Annotated in this window: 15 protein-coding genes; 14 read left to right on the plus strand and 1 reads right to left on the minus strand. The window is 68.7% G+C overall.

Features of this window, described 5'->3' with window-relative positions; genetic code table 11:
- Positions 1-98 precede the first annotated feature (98 nt).
- From WS57_RS32265 to WS57_RS32305, 9 genes are all read left to right on the plus strand, one after another.
- Entirely contained in the window at positions 99-1,031 is a 933-nt protein-coding gene (locus tag WS57_RS32265; RefSeq protein WP_059513389.1) for a LysR family transcriptional regulator, read from the plus strand.
- A gap of 265 nt (positions 1,032-1,296) precedes the next feature.
- Positions 1,297-2,670 (plus strand): tRNA (N6-isopentenyl adenosine(37)-C2)-methylthiotransferase MiaB, encoded by a 1,374-nt coding sequence (gene miaB, locus WS57_RS32270; protein ID WP_009690874.1) that lies wholly within the window; start codon positions 1,297-1,299, stop codon positions 2,668-2,670.
- Between the two features lie 71 nt (positions 2,671-2,741).
- Positions 2,742-3,788 carry a PhoH family protein gene (locus WS57_RS32275; RefSeq protein ID WP_040128130.1) on the plus strand — a complete coding sequence of 349 codons (1,047 nt, stop codon included), beginning with the start codon at positions 2,742-2,744 and terminating at the stop codon, positions 3,786-3,788.
- Between the two features lie 160 nt (positions 3,789-3,948).
- On the plus strand, positions 3,949-4,725 hold the full coding sequence (ybeY, locus tag WS57_RS32280; RefSeq protein WP_009690871.1) for an rRNA maturation RNase YbeY: 777 nt from the start codon (positions 3,949-3,951) through the stop codon (positions 4,723-4,725).
- Positions 4,726-4,737: 12 nt separating this feature from the next.
- Positions 4,738-5,370 carry a gamma-glutamylcyclotransferase gene (locus WS57_RS32285; RefSeq protein WP_059513388.1) on the plus strand — a complete coding sequence of 211 codons (633 nt, stop codon included), beginning with the start codon at positions 4,738-4,740 and terminating at the stop codon, positions 5,368-5,370.
- 74 nt (positions 5,371-5,444) lie between these two features.
- Positions 5,445-5,594, plus strand: coding sequence for a hypothetical protein (locus WS57_RS37765; RefSeq protein ID WP_167361747.1), 150 nt, complete (start codon positions 5,445-5,447; stop codon positions 5,592-5,594).
- Between the two features lie 280 nt (positions 5,595-5,874).
- Positions 5,875-6,762, plus strand: coding sequence for an HlyC/CorC family transporter (locus WS57_RS32295; protein WP_009690996.1), 888 nt, complete (start codon positions 5,875-5,877; stop codon positions 6,760-6,762).
- A gap of 59 nt (positions 6,763-6,821) precedes the next feature.
- A complete protein-coding gene (gene lnt / locus WS57_RS32300) occupies positions 6,822-8,486 on the plus strand; it encodes an apolipoprotein N-acyltransferase (protein WP_069245314.1) in 1,665 nt (554 codons plus the stop codon).
- A gap of 264 nt (positions 8,487-8,750) precedes the next feature.
- Positions 8,751-9,089 carry a hypothetical protein gene (locus WS57_RS32305; protein WP_155774381.1) on the plus strand — a complete coding sequence of 113 codons (339 nt, stop codon included), beginning with the start codon at positions 8,751-8,753 and terminating at the stop codon, positions 9,087-9,089.
- A gap of 43 nt (positions 9,090-9,132) precedes the next feature.
- Here WS57_RS32305 and WS57_RS32310 read toward each other — a convergent pair whose 3' ends face one another.
- Positions 9,133-10,764, minus strand: coding sequence for a hypothetical protein (locus tag WS57_RS32310; RefSeq protein ID WP_069245316.1), 1,632 nt, complete (start codon positions 10,762-10,764; stop codon positions 9,133-9,135).
- Positions 10,765-11,068: 304 nt separating this feature from the next.
- Between WS57_RS32310 and glyQ the strand changes: the two genes are divergently transcribed.
- The 5 genes from glyQ to WS57_RS32335 are packed head-to-tail and all read left to right on the plus strand — an operon-like array spanning position 11,069 to position 16,511.
- Positions 11,069-12,073, plus strand: a complete 1,005-nt coding sequence (gene glyQ, locus WS57_RS32315; RefSeq protein WP_009689827.1) for a glycine--tRNA ligase subunit alpha — start codon at positions 11,069-11,071, stop codon at positions 12,071-12,073.
- A gap of 22 nt (positions 12,074-12,095) precedes the next feature.
- The gene (gene glyS / locus WS57_RS32320; RefSeq protein ID WP_059478806.1) at positions 12,096-14,195 is read left to right on the plus strand and encodes a glycine--tRNA ligase subunit beta; all 2,100 of its coding nucleotides are present in this window, start codon (positions 12,096-12,098) and stop codon (positions 14,193-14,195) included.
- Positions 14,196-14,205: 10 nt separating this feature from the next.
- Positions 14,206-14,769: a D-glycero-beta-D-manno-heptose 1,7-bisphosphate 7-phosphatase gene (gene gmhB / locus WS57_RS32325; RefSeq protein ID WP_009689825.1), complete on the plus strand. Its 564-nt coding sequence runs from the start codon at positions 14,206-14,208 to the stop codon at positions 14,767-14,769.
- 43 nt (positions 14,770-14,812) lie between these two features.
- Entirely contained in the window at positions 14,813-15,577 is a 765-nt protein-coding gene (locus tag WS57_RS32330; protein ID WP_040128138.1) for a lysophospholipid acyltransferase family protein, read from the plus strand.
- Positions 15,578-15,623: 46 nt separating this feature from the next.
- Complete coding sequence (locus WS57_RS32335) at positions 15,624-16,511, plus strand: M48 family metallopeptidase (RefSeq protein WP_069245317.1); 888 nt, start codon at positions 15,624-15,626, stop codon at positions 16,509-16,511.
- The last annotated feature ends 36 nt before the right edge of the window (positions 16,512-16,547 follow it).

The raw sequence follows: 16,547 nt of genomic DNA on the forward strand, positions 1-16,547 counted from the left end.
GCACAAAAAGCAGGATGTGCGCGCATTGTCGCGAATACGCCTATATTTGATAATTGGCGTGGCATTTGAACCATTTTCAAATTCTTCTGGAAAATCCGATGGATCGACTGGGCGACATCCGGCTGTTCGTCGAAGCCGCCGACCTCGGCAGCCTGTCGGCGGCCGGGCGCAAGCTGAACCTGACGCCGGCCGCCGCGAGCGCGCGCCTCGCGAAGCTCGAGGCGAAGGTCGCGACGCGCCTGTTCGAGCGCTCGACGCGGCAGCTGCGGCTCACCGACGAGGGCCGGCTGTACCTGAACTGCTGCCGGCAGGCGCTGCAGGCGCTCGACGACGCCGACGCGATGCTGCAGGAAGGCCGCAACGTGGTCGGCGGCAAGGTGCGGCTGTCGTCGACGTCCGATTTCGGCCGCAACCAGTTGCTCGACTGGCTCGACGAATTCACGACGCTGCACCCGGACGTCACGTTCTCGCTGACGGCGTCCGACTCGGCGTCGAACCTGTGGCAGGACGAGATCGACCTCGCGATCCGCTTCGCCGCGCCGCCGGACGGCGCGCTGATCGCGCGGCGCCTCGCCGCGAACCGGCGCGTGCTGTGCGCGGCGCCGTCGTACCTCGAACGGCACGGGCAGCCGGCCGATCCGCACGATCTGGCCCGCTTTGCCTGCAACGTGATCACGATCGCATCGGGGCCGATGAACACGTGGCGCTTCACGCGCGGCGACGAGGTGCAGACCTACACGGTGCCGGTGTCGACCGCGTTCGAGACCAACGACGGCGGCCTCACGCGCGAATGGACGCTGCGCGGCCACGGCATCGCGCTGAAATCGCTATGGGACATCGCCGACGACGTGCGCGCCGGCCGCCTGCGCGTGCTGCTGCCCGAATGGCGGCACCAGGACGCGCCGCTGCACGCGATCTACCACAGCAAGCGCTACATGGCGCCGCGCGTACGCGTGCTGCTCGACTTCCTCGCCGAGCGCTTCGCGCGCGAGGAAGCGGCGCTCGAGGATCTGCTGAACGCGTGCCGCTGACGGCCGGCACGTCGTCGCGGCGGGGTCGGAACCTCGCATGCAGCGTCGCGCCGCCGCAACCCGCGCGCCGCTCCGGACGGCGCGAAAAGCTATAATGGAAGGCTTTCCCGACGGCATTTCACGCTCGATGTGCGCTGCCCGCGCCGGTCCGCTGCCTTGCGACCGCGGCATGCGCGCGACGGGCGAACCTCATGCAAGAGCATGAGGCCGTCCCGATTCACCCTTGACGACGCCCCCAGGTCAACCACTGCGAACGGCGAACCCCATGACCAAGAAAGTTTACGTAAAGACCTTCGGCTGCCAGATGAACGAGTACGACTCGGACAAGATGGTGGACGTGCTGAATGCGGCCGAAGGCCTCGAAAAGACCGATACCCCGGAAGACGCGGACATCATCCTGTTCAACACCTGCTCGGTGCGTGAAAAGGCGCAGGAGAAGGTGTTCTCCGACCTCGGCCGCGTGCGCGAGCTGAAGGAGGCAAAGCCGGGCCTGCTGATCGGCGTCGGCGGCTGCGTCGCGAGCCAGGAAGGCGCGTCGATCGTGTCGCGCGCACCTTACGTCGACCTCGTGTTCGGCCCGCAGACGCTGCATCGCCTGCCGCAGATGATCGACGCGCGCCGCGCGAGCGGCCGCGCGCAGGTCGACATCACGTTCCCCGAAATCGAGAAGTTCGACCATCTGCCGCCCGCGCGCGTCGAAGGCCCGAGCGCGTTCGTGTCGATCATGGAAGGCTGTTCGAAGTACTGCAGCTACTGCGTGGTGCCGTACACGCGCGGCGACGAAGTGTCGCGCCCGCTCGACGACGTGCTGACCGAAGTGGCCGGCCTCGCCGACCAGGGCGTGCGCGAAGTCACGCTGCTCGGCCAGAACGTGAACGCCTATCGTGGCGCGCTGACGGCCGGCTCGTCCGAGATTGCCGATTTCGCGACGCTGATCGAATACGTCGCCGACATCCCCGGCATCGAGCGGATCCGCTACACGACGTCGCATCCGAAGGAATTCACGCAGCGCCTGATCGACACCTACGCGAAGGTGCCGAAGCTCGTGAATCACCTGCACCTGCCCGTCCAGCACGGCTCCGACCGCATCCTGATGGCGATGAAGCGCGGCTACACGGTGCTCGAATACAAGTCGGTGATCCGCAAGCTGCGCGCGATCCGCCCGGACCTGTCGCTGTCGACCGACATGATCGTCGGCTTCCCCGGCGAGACCGAGGAAGACTTCGACAAGATGATGGCGCTCGTGCACGACATGAGCTACGACACCAGCTTCTCGTTCATCTACAGCCCGCGCCCCGGCACGCCCGCCGCGAACCTGCACGACGACACGCCGCGCGAGGTCAAGCTCAAACGCCTGCAACATCTGCAGGCGACGATCGAGGAAAACGTCGCGCGCATCAGCCAGTCGATGGTCGGGAAGGTCGAGCGGATCCTCGTCGAGGGCCCGTCGCGCAAGGACCCGAACGAACTCGCGGGCCGCACCGAGAACAACCGGGTCGTGAATTTCCCGGCGCCGCTCGCGTCGCACCCGCGCCTGATCGGCCAGATGATCGACGTGAAGATCAACCATGCGTATCCGCACTCGCTGCGCGGCGAGCTCGTGCTCGTGAGCGACGACGCGAGCGCGGCCACGCACTAGGCTCGGCCCGTGCACGGGGCGCTCGCGCGCGCCGTGCCGACCGGCACCCACCACAGGAGCCCGACGCCACTTTGAAGCCGACCCAAGCACTGGAATTCACCGCCCCGCGCGACGACAACGCGCGCCTCGCGAACCTCTGCGGCCCGCTCGACGAAAACCTGCGGCAGATCGAACAGGCGCTCGACGTCACGCTCGCGCGGCGCGGCCACCGGATCACGATTCGCGGGCGCGGCGCCAGGCTCGCGCTCGCCGCGCTCGAGAACTTCTACAACCGCGCGCGCGATCCGCTGTCGGTCGACGACATCCAGCTCGCGCTCGTCGAAGTGCGCCACACGGCCGGCAACGGCCGCCAGGACACGCTCGACGTACGCTTTCGCGGCGACCCCGACCATCCGTTCGACGATCCCGTCGCGCAGCTCGACGACGTCGCCCCCGACGAGGAGCCGGCGCCGAAGCTGTACACGCGCCGCGCCGACCTGCGCGGCCGCACGCCCGCGCAGCGCGAATACCTGAAGCAGATCCTGTCGCACGACGTGACGTTCGGCATCGGGCCGGCCGGCACCGGCAAGACCTATCTCGCGGTCGCCTGCGCGGTCGACGCGCTCGAACGCGACCAGGTCAAGCGGATCGTGCTGACGCGCCCGGCCGTCGAGGCCGGCGAGCGGCTCGGCTTCCTGCCGGGCGATCTCGCGCAGAAGGTCGACCCGTACCTCCGCCCGCTGTACGACGCGCTGTACGACCTGCTCGGCTTCGACAAGACCGCGAAGATGTTCGAGCGGCAGATGATCGAGATCGCGCCGCTCGCGTACATGCGCGGCCGCACGCTGAACCACGCGTTCATCATCCTCGACGAGGCGCAGAACACGACGCCCGAGCAGATGAAGATGTTCCTGACGCGGATCGGCTTCGGCTCGAAGGCCGTCGTCACCGGCGACACGAGCCAGGTCGACCTGCCGCGCGGCCACAAGAGCGGCCTCGTCGAAGCGCAGCAGGTGCTCGGCGGCGTGCGCGGCATCGCGCTCACGCGCTTCACGAGCGCGGACGTGGTGCGCCATCCGCTCGTCGCGCGCATCGTCGAGGCGTACGACGAGTTCCACGCGCAGCACCAGGACGCGTAACGCCAGCGGCGACGCCCGCGCGCGTCGCACCGTCACCGGCACCGGCCCGGCCCGCCCGACGGCGCGCCGGGCTTTTTTGCGCCCGCCCGCGGCCGGTTCGAAATCGGGCGCGATCGGCCGTTTGGTGTATCCTCAACGCGTTCCAATCGCCGCACGCGTCATGAAATCCTCCCGTTCTCGCAAGTCGGAGCGCGCCAAGCCCGCCGCGTCCGAATCTCCCCGTCTTTCGCTGTTCGACGCGAAGGGCAAGGCCCGGACCGTCAATGCGCAGGGTCTGCGGATCGACTTCCCGGACGGCCGCAGCCTGATGTTCGACCTGTCGGGCAGCTCCGGCGACGCGGCCGTCGCGATCGTCGCGCAGCACAACGATCCGGCGATGCGCGCGAAGCTCGCGCTGCAGCCCGAGCACTACGACAGCGTGACGCTGCACGTGGGCGCCGAGCCCGCGCCGCAGGAAGGCGAGGAAGAAGGCGCGCTGCGCGAGCTCGAACTCGACCTGTCGGTGCAGTACGGCGACGAAATCACGAGCGAAGTCCGCAAGACGCTGCCCAAGCGCAAGCTGATCGCCGAATGGATCGAGCCGGCGCTGTTCGCCAGCGCGCAACTCACCGTGCGCTTCGTCGGCGAGGAGGAAGGCCGCACGCTGAACGCCGGCTATCGCCACAAGGACTATCCGACCAACGTGCTGACCTTCGCCTACGACGCGGCGCCCGACGGCACCGTGATCGGCGACCTCGTGCTGTGCTGCCCGGTGGTCGAGAAGGAAGCGCGCGAACAGGGCAAGCCGCTCGCGGCCCACTACGCGCACCTGCTGGTGCACGGCGCGCTGCATGCGCAGGGCTACGACCACGAGACGAGCGACGAGGACGCCGCCGAAATGGAAGCGCTCGAAGTCGACATCCTCGCGAAACTGGGCTTCCCGAACCCGTACCGCTAAGCCGGTCGAACGATGCACACCGCCGCGATGCTCCCGCCCGCCTACCCGCCGTCGATCGGCGAAGGTCGCCTGCTGACGGAAGACGAGCTCGCGGCCTCGCTCGCGCACACGATGCGCGACTGGGACGGCCGGCAGGATCTCTGGCTGTTCGGCTATGGGTCGCTGATCTGGAACCCGGGCCTGCCGACCGTCGCCGCCGTACGCGGCAAGGTGCACGGCTACCATCGCGGGCTCTACCTGTGGTCGCGCGTGAACCGCGGCACGCCGGAGCGGCCGGGCCTCGTGCTCGCGCTCGATCGCGGCGGCTCGTGCGCCGGTATCGCGTTCCGCCTCGCCGGCCCGACCGCGCAGCCGCATCTCGAAACCTTGTGGAAACGCGAAATGCCGATGGGCTCGTACCGGCCCGCGTGGCTGCCGTGCACGCTCGAGACCGGCGAACGCGTGAACGCGCTCGCATTCGTGATGCGCCGCGACGTGCCGACCTATACGGGCAAGCTGCCCGATCCGGTCGTCAAGGAAGTATTCAGCTGCGCGGCCGGCCGCTACGGCACGACGCTCGACTACGTCAGCCGCACGGTCGATGCGCTGCGCGCGAGCGGCATCCCCGACCGCGCGCTCGAAGCGCTGCTCGCGCGATGCCGGTGACGCGTCCCGCGCAGCCCTGCACCGGTTCGCGCCGCGCGAACCCGGCAATCGTCTCCGACGGAGGACGTCCGCCGATGAAATCGTCACGCTGGTCGCGCGGCAGGCTCGCCGCGCTGGTCGCCGCCGCGAGCGTCATGCTGTCCGGCTGCGGGATCTTCGGCTGCGGCGGCGCCGCGACCAACGGCGCGGCCGCCGGCGGCTGCTCGGCCGGCATGCGGTTCTGAAGGTCGGGCCGCCCGCGCCGCCGGTGTGGCCCCATTCCGCTGACGCCGACCGACCGTCCCGTCGCCCGCCCACCCGCAATTTTGCCGTCGCTGCCCCGCCGCGCCGTTCTGCGATAGGATGGACCCCAAGGACGGCGCACGCAGCGCGGCCGTTCCCGAGCGGGGCCCGCGCAGCCGGCCGCCCTGGCCGGACGGCCGGGTGACACGGCCGCGCCATGCCCTTGGTGTATCCTTGCCTACTCCGTGACAACGCGCCCCGGCATGACCCGGGCGCACCACCATGAACGATTCGTATCCCAGTCGAAAGTCAACCGACAAACCGCAAGAAAAGCGCTCGCTGCTCGAGCGCCTGACCGACTTCATCTCGCCCGAGCCCGAATCCCGCGGCGAGCTGCTGGAAATCCTCCAGGACGCCCACGAACGCAACCTGATCGACGCCGATTCGCTGTCGATGATCGAAGGCGTGTTCCAGGTATCCGACCTGTGCGCGCGAGACATCATGGTGCCGCGCGCGCAGATGGACGCGATCAATATCGCCGACAAGCCCGAAGATTTCATCCCGTTCGTCCTCGAGAAGGCGCACTCGCGCTACCCCGTGTACGAAGAGAACCGCGACAACGTGATCGGCGTGCTGCTCGCGAAGGATCTGCTGCGCTTCTACGCGGAAGAGGAATTCGACGTGCGCGGGATGCTGCGCCCGGCCGTGTTCATTCCCGAATCGAAGCGCCTGAACGTGCTGCTGCACGACTTCCGCGTGAACCGCAACCACCTTGCGATCGTCGTCGACGAATACGGCGGCGTCGCGGGCCTGATCACGATCGAGGACGTGCTCGAGCAGATCGTCGGCGACATCGAGGACGAGTACGACTTCGACGAGGAAGCCGGCAACATCATCTCGGGGCCGGACGGCCGCTACCGCGTGCGCGCGCTGACCGAGATCGAGCAGTTCAACGAGGTGTTCGGCACCGATTTCTCCGACGACGAGGTCGACACGATCGGCGGGCTGATCACCCATCATTTCGGCCGCGTGCCGCACCGCGGCGAAAAGCTGCAGCTCGGCAACCTCGTGTTCGAGATCCAGCGCGGCGACGCGCGCCAGGTCCACGTGCTGCTGGTGCGCCGCAACCCGCTCGCGAGCCGCCGCGCCGAAACCTCGCACGAGGACTGATCCGCGCGCCGCCCCGTCGGCCGCGCCCCTTCCAACCGCTTCGCCCACTTCCGCTTCACATGGACGATCCGATCCCGTCCCGCCCGGCAGGCGGTTTTCTCGCGCCGGCGCCGGGCCGCGCGCTGCCGCGCTGGCACTACCCGGCCGCGCTGCTCGCCGGCGCGGCCAATACGCTCAGCTTCGCGCCGACGCCGCACGGCGGCTGGCTGCAGCTCGTCGTATTCGTCTGGTTTTTCGCGCAGCTCACGCGCACCGCGAGCTGGCGCAGCGCCGCGCTGACCGGCGGCGCGTTCGGCTTCGGCAACTTCATCAGCGGCATCTGGTGGCTCTACATCAGCATGCACGTGTACGGCGAGATGGCCGCACCGCTCGCGGGTGGCGCGCTCGTGCTGTTCTCGCTGTACCTGTCGCTGTATCCGGCGTTCTCGGCCGGGTTGTGGTCGTTCTGCGCGGGGCACGCGTGGCATCGCCGCACGCCCGATCCGCGGCCGTTCTCGCCGAGCTGGCATGGCGCCTTCGCGTTCGCCAGCGCGTGGGCGCTCGGCGAATGGCTGCGCGGCACCGTGTTTACCGGCTTTCCGTGGCTCGCGAGCGGCTATCCGCAGGTCGACGGGCCGTTCGCGGGCTTCGCGCCGATCGTCGGCGTGTACGGAATCGGCTGGGTGCTCGCGCTGTTCGCGGCGCTGGTCGTGCAGGCGCTCGCCGCCGCGCGGCCGTCGCCGCCGGCCGCCGCCCGTCCGGCCGGCAACGTGCGCGTGCGCATCGCCGCGCCGGCCGGCATCGCGCTCGCGCTGGTCGCGGCCGGCCTCGCGCTGTCGCAGGTCGCCTGGACCGTGCCCGCGAACGCGCCGCTGACGGTGCGGCTGCTGCAGGGCAACGTGAAGCAGGACATCAAGTTCGAGGAAGCGGGCATCGACGCGGCGATCAAGATGTACACGAAGATGATCATCGAGAAGCCGGCCGACCTGATCGTGACGCCGGAGACCGCGATCGCGGTGATGATCCAGGAGCTGCCCGAGCCGTTCGCCGTCGCGATCCGCAAGTTCAGCGACACGACGGGCTCGGCCGTGCTGTTCGGCGCGGTCGGCGCATCGGTGACCGAGGACGGTCGCTACGTCGACTACACGAACAGCCTGTACGGCGTGACGCCGAACTCGCGCGACATCTATCACTACGACAAGCACCACCTCGTGCCCTTCGGCGAATTCATCCCGTGGGGCTTCCGCTGGTTCGTCGACCTGATGAAGATGCCGCTCGGCGACTTCGCGCGCGGCGCGCCCGTGCAGAAGCCGTTTCTCGTGCACAACCAGCCGGTGATGGCCGACATCTGCTACGAGGATCTGTTCGGCGAGGAAATCGCCGCGACGATTCGCGACAACCCGCAGCCGCCGGGCGTGCTCGTCAACGTGACGAACCTCGCGTGGTTCGGCGACACGATCGCGCTCGACCAGCACCTGCAGATCGCGCGGATGCGCTCGCTCGAAACGGGCCGGCCGATGCTGCGCTCGACCAATACCGGGATGACGGCCGCGATCGACGCGCAGGGCCGCGTGCTCGGCAAGCTGAAGCCGTTCACGATCGGCTCGCTCGACGTGCGCGTCGAAGGCACCAGCGGCTTCACGCCGTACGTGACGAGCGGCAACGTCACCGTGCTGGCGGTGTCGCTGGTGCTGCTGGCGTTCGGCTTCACGTTCGGGCCGGGGCTGCGGCGCAAGCGCGACTGACTTTCGTGCGCGTAGCGGTGCGCGGCGGCGGAATGGCGCGCGCCGCGCCGCGGCGTGCAAGTTTCGCCGGCCGATCTTGACGGAATCGACCCGCTTACTGTGGTCGGACTACCGGCATCTTTCCCTTCCTCCGGGACAGTAACGCCCGGCACCCCACCGGCCCGCGCCAATTTCGAACTCGTCTAATTGATTCTCCCTTGCCGTCCGTGCGAGTTTTGCACGACGCGATCGTCGCGGATTCGTCGACGCGAAATCGATTCTATTTTGGGAAATCAGGTGAGGCGATTCGCGATCTTTCTGCTCGGGATTCTCTACGGCCTTCTGCTGACCTGGTTTTTTCTTTACACATACAGCCGCATCGAGTGGCCGGAGGTCCGGGCGCCTGCATCGCACGGCTGCCACGAACTCGGCCACTGCCCGATCCGGTGGTGGGCAGGGACGTTGCTTCTTGCCTATTTACTCGCCCCGGCCCTGCTCTTCGGCCTTCTCAATGCGCTGGCCTATCACCGTTGGTCGCGAAGGAAATGGGCTCTCTCGCTCGGCATCGGAACCCTGCTCACCGGGCTGCTTTATCTTGAACCTTACGTAGACCGCCTGCTTTGAGAGCCCGGACGATGCATTTCACGCAAAACGCCAACGGAATCAGCTAACCGCCCCGCGCTGCGACCAGGCCGCGCAGGTCGCGCACAACCGCCTGCATCACCGGTTCCCATGCCCCGAACGTCGGCTGCCGATACAACGTCGCCGTCGGATACCACGGACTGTCGCTGCGCTCAAGCAGCCAGGGCCAGTGCGGATTCACGTCGAGCAGCACCCAGGTCCGCGCGCCGAGCGCACCGGCCAGATGCGCGACCGACGTGCAAACGGTGATCACGAGATCCAGCGCGCCGATAAAGGCGGCCGTATCGTCGAAGCTGCGCCATTGCGCCGTGCAGTCCTCGATCGCGAAACCGGCCGCGCGCGCGGCCGCGACGTCCGCATCCGCCCCCGGCTGCAGCGAGTAGAACGCCACGCCGTCGATCGCGCGAAACGCGTCCGCATACCGGTCGAGCCCGACGCGCCGGAACGGATTGCGCTGATGCCCCGCGCTACCGGTCCACACGAGGCCGACCTTCAGCCGCCGCGCGCCCGCGAGCCGCGCGCGCCACGCGTCGATTGCGCGCGCCTCGGCGCGCAGGTACGGCACCGACGACGCGAGCGTGTCCTGCTCCATGCCGAGCATCAACGGCAGCCCGATCAGCGGTACCTCGTAGTCGAACGCGGGAAGCGTGTCGATGTCGCCGCCCGCGCTGAACGCATCCGCATGCGCGCCGAGGCTGCGCTGCAGCAGCGTGCCGACCTGCGGAAAGGTATTCCACGCGAGCCGGCCGCCCTCGCGGTGCACGCGCTCGGCAAGCGGCGCGACGAAGCGGCAGAACTGCAGCACGTCGCCGAGGCCCTGCTCGCCCCACAGCAACAGCGTCTTGTCCTTCAGCGGCTCGCCCTGCCAGCGCGGGCCCGGCAGCGCCGGGCGGCGGCCGCGCAGCTCGCCCGCGCCGTCCCAGCGCGCTTCGTGGCCGCGCCAGCCGGCCGCGTAATCGCCGCGCACGAGCCGGATGATCGCGAGGTTGAAGCGAAACGACGCGTCGTCGGGCGCCAGTTCGCACGCGCGCGCCGCGTAGCGTTCGGCCTCGTCCCAGCGCTGGGCCTCCTTCATCGCCATCGCGACGTTGTTCATCGCCAGCGCGTTGTCGGGTGCGAGCTCGACGAGCCGCACCGCACTCGCGAGCGCGCCGTCCAGGTCGTGCGTTGCGAGCCGCGCGACGACCAGGTTGATCCATGCCTGCACGTCGCGCGCATCCGCGTGCACGGCCGCCTCGAGCAATGCGATCTCCTCGCCGCGATCGCCGCCCGACAGCCGCAGCGCGATCGCGAGGTTGTTGCGCAGCGACGGCCAGTCGGGCTCGATCGCGAGCACCGCGCGGTACGGCGCGACGGCGTCCGCGTGGCGACCGGCCATCTGCAGCGCGTAACCGTGGTTGAAGCGGACCGCCGCGCCCGGCAGCAAGCGCGCCGCGCACTCGGCGAGCGCCGTCGCGTCGGCCGTGCGCTGCCGCGCGACCAGCGCGGCCGTCAGCTGCACGAGCGCATCCGCATCGACCGCATGCAGATGGGCGGCGGCCGCGAGCCACAGTGCGCTCGCGTCGTGCTCGCCGCGCGACTGCGCGTCGGCGGCCCGCTCGAGCAGCGCCAGCAGCGGCGGCAACAGCGGAATCAGGAGGTCGTCGGAATCGTCCATGCGGTCGGAATCGGTAGTCGGGTGCGCGGCGCACGTCTCGCAATACGCGCATCTTAACGTCCGCGCGGCGCGTCTCGCGCCGTCCGTTCACGCGGCATCGAACCGCACGGCGCCGGACGCGTGCATACCGCGGCGAAACGGGGTCGCCGGCCCGGTCGGCAGCGTTCCGGCCGCATCCGCGCGCCGATCCGGTAAAATTGCGCGTTTCAGCACACTAACAAGCCGCGCCGCCGCGCGAGCCGCACCTCCGGGCCTGGCCCGGAACGCCGCCCGCAACGGAGCGCCAGCGCCACGAAGGCTCTTCATGCTTACGTTTCAGCAAATCATCCTGACGCTGCAGTCCTACTGGGACAAGCAGGGTTGCGCTCTGCTCCAGCCCATCGACATGGAAGTCGGCGCGGGCACCTCGCACGTCCACACCTTCCTGCGCGCGGTCGGCCCCGAGCCGTGGCGCGCGGCGTACGTGCAGCCGTCGCGCCGGCCGAAGGACGGCCGCTACGGCGAGAACCCGAACCGCCTGCAGCACTACTACCAGTACCAGGTCGTGCTCAAGCCGGCGCCGGAAAACATCCTCGACCTGTACCTCGGCTCGCTGGAAGCGCTCGGCTTCGACCTGAAGCAGAACGACGTGCGCTTCGTCGAGGACGACTGGGAAAACCCGACGCTCGGCGCCTGGGGCCTCGGCTGGGAAGTGTGGCTCAACGGCATGGAAGTCACGCAGTTCACGTACTTCCAGGAAGTCGGCGGCCTCGAATGCAAGCCGGTGCTCGGCGAAATCACCTACGGCCTCGAACGTCTCGCGATGTACCTGCAGAAGGTCGAGAACGTCTACGACCTGATCTGGACCGAGTGGGAGGAGCAAGGCCCGAACGGCCCCGAGATCCGCCGCCTCACGTACGGCGACGTGTATCACCAGAACGAGGTCGAGCAGTCGACCTACAACTTCGAGCATGCGAACGTCGACCTGCTGTTCACGTTCTTCAACAGCTACGAAGCGGAAGCGAAGAAGATGATCGACGCGCAGCTCGCGCTGCCCGCGTACGAACTCGTGCTGAAGGCCGGCCACACGTTCAACCTGCTCGATGCGCGCGGCGCGATCTCGGTGACCGAGCGCGCGGCGTACATCGGCCGCATCCGCGCACTGTCGCGTCTCGTCGCGCAGGCTTACTACGACTCGCGCGAGAAGCTCGGCTTCCCGATGCTCGGCAACCCGCCGGGCGTGCCGGGCCTCACCACCGACGCCCAGGACGCCGCGCAGCCGGCATGGGCGCCGCCGCTGAAGGTCGAACGCAAGATCGATCAGGACTGACGAGACCGGATTTCCTCACATCATGACGCACAATCATCCCGCCCCCCTGCTCGTCGAACTGCTGACCGAAGAGCTGCCGCCGAAGGCCCTCGCGCGCCTCGGCGACGCATTCGCCGAAGGCCTCGCGCAACGCCTCGCGGCGCGCGACCTCGTCGAAGGCGAACTCGTATTCGAACGCTATGCGACGCCGCGCCGCCTCGCGGTCGTCGTGCAGAACGTGCGCGCCGTCGCCCCGGAAAAGCAGGTCCGCGAAAAGGTCCTGCCCGTGTCGGTCGCGCTCGATGCCGAAGGCAAGCCCACCGCGCCGCTCGCGAAGAAGCTCGCGGCGCTCGGCCACCCGAACCTGTCGATCGCCGATCTCGAGCGCGCGCAGGACGGCAAGGCCGAAGCGTTCTTCGTCAACTATTCGGCGGCCGGCGCGACGCTCGCGGACGGCCTGCAGGCCGCGCTCGACGAAACCCTCGCGAAGCTGCCGATCCCGAAGTTCATGACCTACCAGCGCCCGGACGGCACCGACGTGAAGTTCGTGCGTCCCGTGCATCGGCTGACGGTGCTGCACGACGACCGCGTCGTGCCCGTCACCGCGTTCGGCATCGACGCGGGCGACACCACGCTCGGTCACCGCTTCCTGTCCGACGGCCTGGTCGCGATCCAGCATGCGCGCGCGTATGCCGACACGCTGCGCGACAAGGGCCGCGTGATCGCGCACTTCGGCGACCGCCGCGAAACGATCCGCACGCAGCTGAACGAGCACGCGAACGGCGACACCGTCGTGATGCCCGAGGCGCTGCTCGACGAAGTGACGTCGCTGGTCGAATGGCCGGTCGTCTACCCGTGCCGCTTCGAGGACGAGTTCCTGCAGGTGCCGCAGGAATGCCTGATCCTGACGATGCAGACGAACCAGAAGTACTTCGCGCTGACCGACATCGCCGGCAAGCTGCGTTCGCGCTTCCTGATCGTGTCGAACATCGAGACGAAGACCCCGGGCGAGATCGTCGAGGGCAACGAGCGCGTCGTGCGCCCGCGCCTGGCCGATGCGAAGTTCTTCTTCGAGCAGGACAAGAAGAAGCCGCTCGCCGAGCGCGTGCCGCTGCTCGCGAACGTCGTCTATCACAACAAGCTCGGTTCGGCGCTCGCGCGCGTCGAGCGCCTCGAGGCGCTAGCCGGCGAGATCGCGCCCGCGATCGGCGCGGATGTCGCGCACGCGAAGCGCGCCGCACGCCTCGCGAAGGCCGACCTGCTGACCGACATGGTCGGCGAGTTCCCGGAACTGCAGGGCACGATGGGCACGTACTACGCGCGCCACGACGGCGAACCCGACGACGTCGCGCTCGCGTGCGCCGAGCACTACCAGCCGCGCTTCTCCGGCGACGCCCTGCCGACCACGCCGGTCTCGACCGCCGTCGCGCTCGCGGACAAGCTCGAGACGATCGTCGGCATCTGGGGCATCGGCCTCGCGCCAACCGGCGAGAAGGATCCGTTCGCGCTGCGCCGCCACGCGCTCGGCGTGCTGCGCCTGCTGCTCGAAAAGCAGCTGCCGCTCGACCTCGTGTCGCTACTGCGCACCGCGTACGCGCGCTTCGCAGGCGTGCCGGGCGTCGCCGAATCGACCGACGCGATCCTCGCGTTCTTCATGGACCGCCTGCGCGGGCTGCTGCGCGAACGCGGCTACTCGGCCGGCGAGGTCGACGCGGTGCTGGGCCTGAACCCGACGCGCGTCGACGACCTGGTCGCCCGCCTCGACGCGGTGCGCGAGTTCACGCGTCTTGCCGAAGCCGAGGCGCTCGCGGCCGCGAACAAGCGGATCTCGAACATCCTGAAGAAGTCGGAAGGCGCCACCAACGGCGCGGTGCAGCCGACGCTGCTGGTCGAGGCCGCCGAGAAGGCGCTGCACGAACAGCTCGCGGCCGTGACGCCGCACGTGCAGTCGCAGCTCGAGGCGCGCGCGTACACGGGCGCGCTGTCGGCGCTCGCCGCGCTGCGCGCACCGGTCGACACGTTCTTCAACGACGTGATGGTCAACGCCGAGGATCCGGCGCTGCGCGCGAACCGTCTCGCGCTGCTGTTCGCGCTGCACCAGCAGATGAACTGCGTCGCCGACATCTCGAAGCTCGCCGCTTGAGGGCTGCATCATGCCGACCAGCCCCAACCGCAAGCTCGTCGTCCTCGACCGGGACGGCGTGATCAACGTCGATTCGGACGCGTTCATCAAGACGCCCGACGAGTGGATCGCGCTGCCCGGCGCGCTCGAGGCGATCGCCCGGCTGAACCACGCGGGGTATCGCGTGGTCGTCGCGACCAACCAGTCGGGCATCGGTCGCGGGCTGTTCGACATGGCCGCGCTCAACGAGATGCACCTGAAGATGCATCGCGCGGCGGCCGCGGTCGGCGCGCGCATCGACGCGGTGTTCTTCTGCCCGCACACGGCCGAGGATCACTGCGACTGCCGCAAGCCGAAGCCCGGCATGATGCAGATGATCGCCGAGCGCTTCGAGATCGATCCCGATCACACGCCGGTCGTTGGCGATGCGCTGCGCGACCTGCAGGCCGGCGTCGCGATCGGCTTCCAGCCGCACCTCGTGCTGACCGGCAAGGGCAAGAAGACGCTCGCCGCGGGCAACCTGCCGCCCGGCACGAAGGTCCACGACGACCTGCGCGCGTTCGCGCTCGACTTCCTTTCCAACGACCACGAGTGATGCGGCCGCCGCGCGCATCCTCCCCACTGCCAGACTCACGCCGATGCGCTTCATCCGCTCCCTGCTGCTGCTGCTCTACTTCGTCCTGTACACGGTGCCGTACGCGACCGCGTGCTTCATCGCGTTCCCGTTCATGCGCCCCGACGCGCGCTACTGGATGGCCGCCGGCTGGTGCAAGTCCACGCTGTGGGTCGTGCGCTGGCTGAACGGCATCCGCTACCGGATCGAAGGGATGGAGAACCTGCCCGACGGCCCGGCCGTGCTGCTGTCGAAGCACCAGTCCGCATGGGAGACGCTCGCGTTCCCGGCGCTGATGCCCAAGCCGCTCTGCTACGTGTTCAAGCGCGAACTGCTGTACGTGCCGTTCTTTGGCTGGGCGCTCGGGATGCTGCACATGGTCAACATCAACCGCAAGGAAGGCAAGCACGCGTTCGACTCGGTGATCCGCCAGGGCAAGAAGCGCCTCGCAGAGGGGGCATGGATCATCATGTTCCCCGAAGGCACGCGCACGCCGGTCGGCAAGCAGGGCAAGTACAAGACGGGCGGTGCGCGCTTCGCGATCGAAACCGGCACGCCGGTCGTGCCGATCGCGCACAATGCCGGTCATGTGTGGCCGCGCAACTCGTTTACGAAATTCCCGGGCGTCGTCACCGTATCGATCGGCAAGCCGATCGCGGTCGACGGGCTGACGCCCGACGTATTGAACTCGAAGGTCGAAGCATGGATCGAAGCGGAAATGCGCCGCATCGACCCGAATGCGTATGATCGAGCGGGCAATACCGGCACGCGCGATGCCGCGCGCGTCTGATTCCCCCGGATTGCAGCCGTTGCGTACGACAAAACGAAGCGAACTGATGAAGAAGCGTCCGCGGCCACGACCTGCCGTCGTGGCCCTCGATCATCGCCAGCTTGACCTGCCGCTCTTCGACGGGCCGGCTGCCGCACCGTCGGCGCCTGCCGCGCCGCCGGCGCCGCCCGACACCGCTCCCGCCACGCCGCCCGACACCGCGCCGACGCCCGATCGCTCGCGCGTGCGCACGCTCGCGCTCGACAGCCGCGTGCTCGAATACCGGCTCAAGCGCTCGGCACGCCGCACGATCGGCTTCACGATCGACGGCAGCGGGCTGTCGATCACCGCGCCGCGCTGGGTCACGCTCGCCGACATCGAGGCCGCGATCGCGGAAAAGCAGCGCTGGATCTTCGCGAAGCTTGCGGAATGGAAGACGCGCACCGAGCAGCGTGCGCTGCCGCAGATCGACTGGCGCGACGGCGCGCAGCTTCCGTATCTCGGCAAGACGGTGACGATCGCGCTCGGCGCGAGCGCCGTCGCGTTCGACGCCGATGCGCAGCGGCTGTCGCTGCCGCTGCCCGCGCAGGCCGACGCGCAGCAGATCAAGGATCGCGTGCAGGGCTGGCTGCAGGGCGAGGCGAAGCGGATCTTCGTCGAGCGCCTCGCGGTCTATGCGGAAAAGCTCGGCGTCACCTATTCGATGGTTGCGCTGTCATCGGCCGCGACGCGCTGGGGCAGCTGCTCGAGCGACGGCAAGATCCGCCTGAACTGGCGGCTGATCCATTTCCCGATGTCGATCGTCGACTACGTCGTCGCGCACGAGCTGTCGCACCTGCGCGAGATGAACCACAGCCCCGCGTTCTGGCAGACGGTCGAATCGATCTTTCCCGAATTCCGCGAAGCGCGGCATACGCTCAAGCATCACCCGCCCGAACTGCTGCCGGCGCTGTGACGCGGTAAACGCAGACGGGCGGCGCGGGTTTCCCCG

It is taken from the genome of Burkholderia pseudomultivorans (assembly GCF_001718415.1).
In the GTDB taxonomy this organism is placed as follows: domain Bacteria; phylum Pseudomonadota; class Gammaproteobacteria; order Burkholderiales; family Burkholderiaceae; genus Burkholderia; species Burkholderia pseudomultivorans_A.

What these genes read in the sequence shown, in the direction of transcription:
- WS57_RS32285 (WP_059513388.1), top strand. Translation starts at nt 4,738, where the DNA reads ATGCACACCGCCGCGATGCTCCCGCCCGCCTACCCGCCGTCGATCGGC.
- ybeY (WP_009690871.1), top strand. Translation starts at nt 3,949, where the DNA reads ATGAAATCCTCCCGTTCTCGCAAGTCGGAGCGCGCCAAGCCCGCCGCG.
- miaB (WP_009690874.1), top strand. Translation starts at nt 1,297, where the DNA reads ATGACCAAGAAAGTTTACGTAAAGACCTTCGGCTGCCAGATGAACGAG.
- lnt (WP_069245314.1), top strand. Translation starts at nt 6,822, where the DNA reads ATGGACGATCCGATCCCGTCCCGCCCGGCAGGCGGTTTTCTCGCGCCG.
- glyQ (WP_009689827.1), top strand. Translation starts at nt 11,069, where the DNA reads ATGCTTACGTTTCAGCAAATCATCCTGACGCTGCAGTCCTACTGGGAC.
- gmhB (WP_009689825.1), top strand. Translation starts at nt 14,206, where the DNA reads ATGCCGACCAGCCCCAACCGCAAGCTCGTCGTCCTCGACCGGGACGGC.
- WS57_RS37765 (WP_167361747.1), top strand. Translation starts at nt 5,445, where the DNA reads ATGAAATCGTCACGCTGGTCGCGCGGCAGGCTCGCCGCGCTGGTCGCC.
- WS57_RS32310 (WP_069245316.1), bottom strand. Translation starts at nt 10,764, where the DNA reads ATGGACGATTCCGACGACCTCCTGATTCCGCTGTTGCCGCCGCTGCTG.
- WS57_RS32335 (WP_069245317.1), top strand. Translation starts at nt 15,624, where the DNA reads ATGAAGAAGCGTCCGCGGCCACGACCTGCCGTCGTGGCCCTCGATCAT.
- WS57_RS32265 (WP_059513389.1), top strand. Translation starts at nt 99, where the DNA reads ATGGATCGACTGGGCGACATCCGGCTGTTCGTCGAAGCCGCCGACCTC.
- glyS (WP_059478806.1), top strand. Translation starts at nt 12,096, where the DNA reads ATGACGCACAATCATCCCGCCCCCCTGCTCGTCGAACTGCTGACCGAA.
- WS57_RS32330 (WP_040128138.1), top strand. Translation starts at nt 14,813, where the DNA reads ATGCGCTTCATCCGCTCCCTGCTGCTGCTGCTCTACTTCGTCCTGTAC.
- WS57_RS32295 (WP_009690996.1), top strand. Translation starts at nt 5,875, where the DNA reads ATGAACGATTCGTATCCCAGTCGAAAGTCAACCGACAAACCGCAAGAA.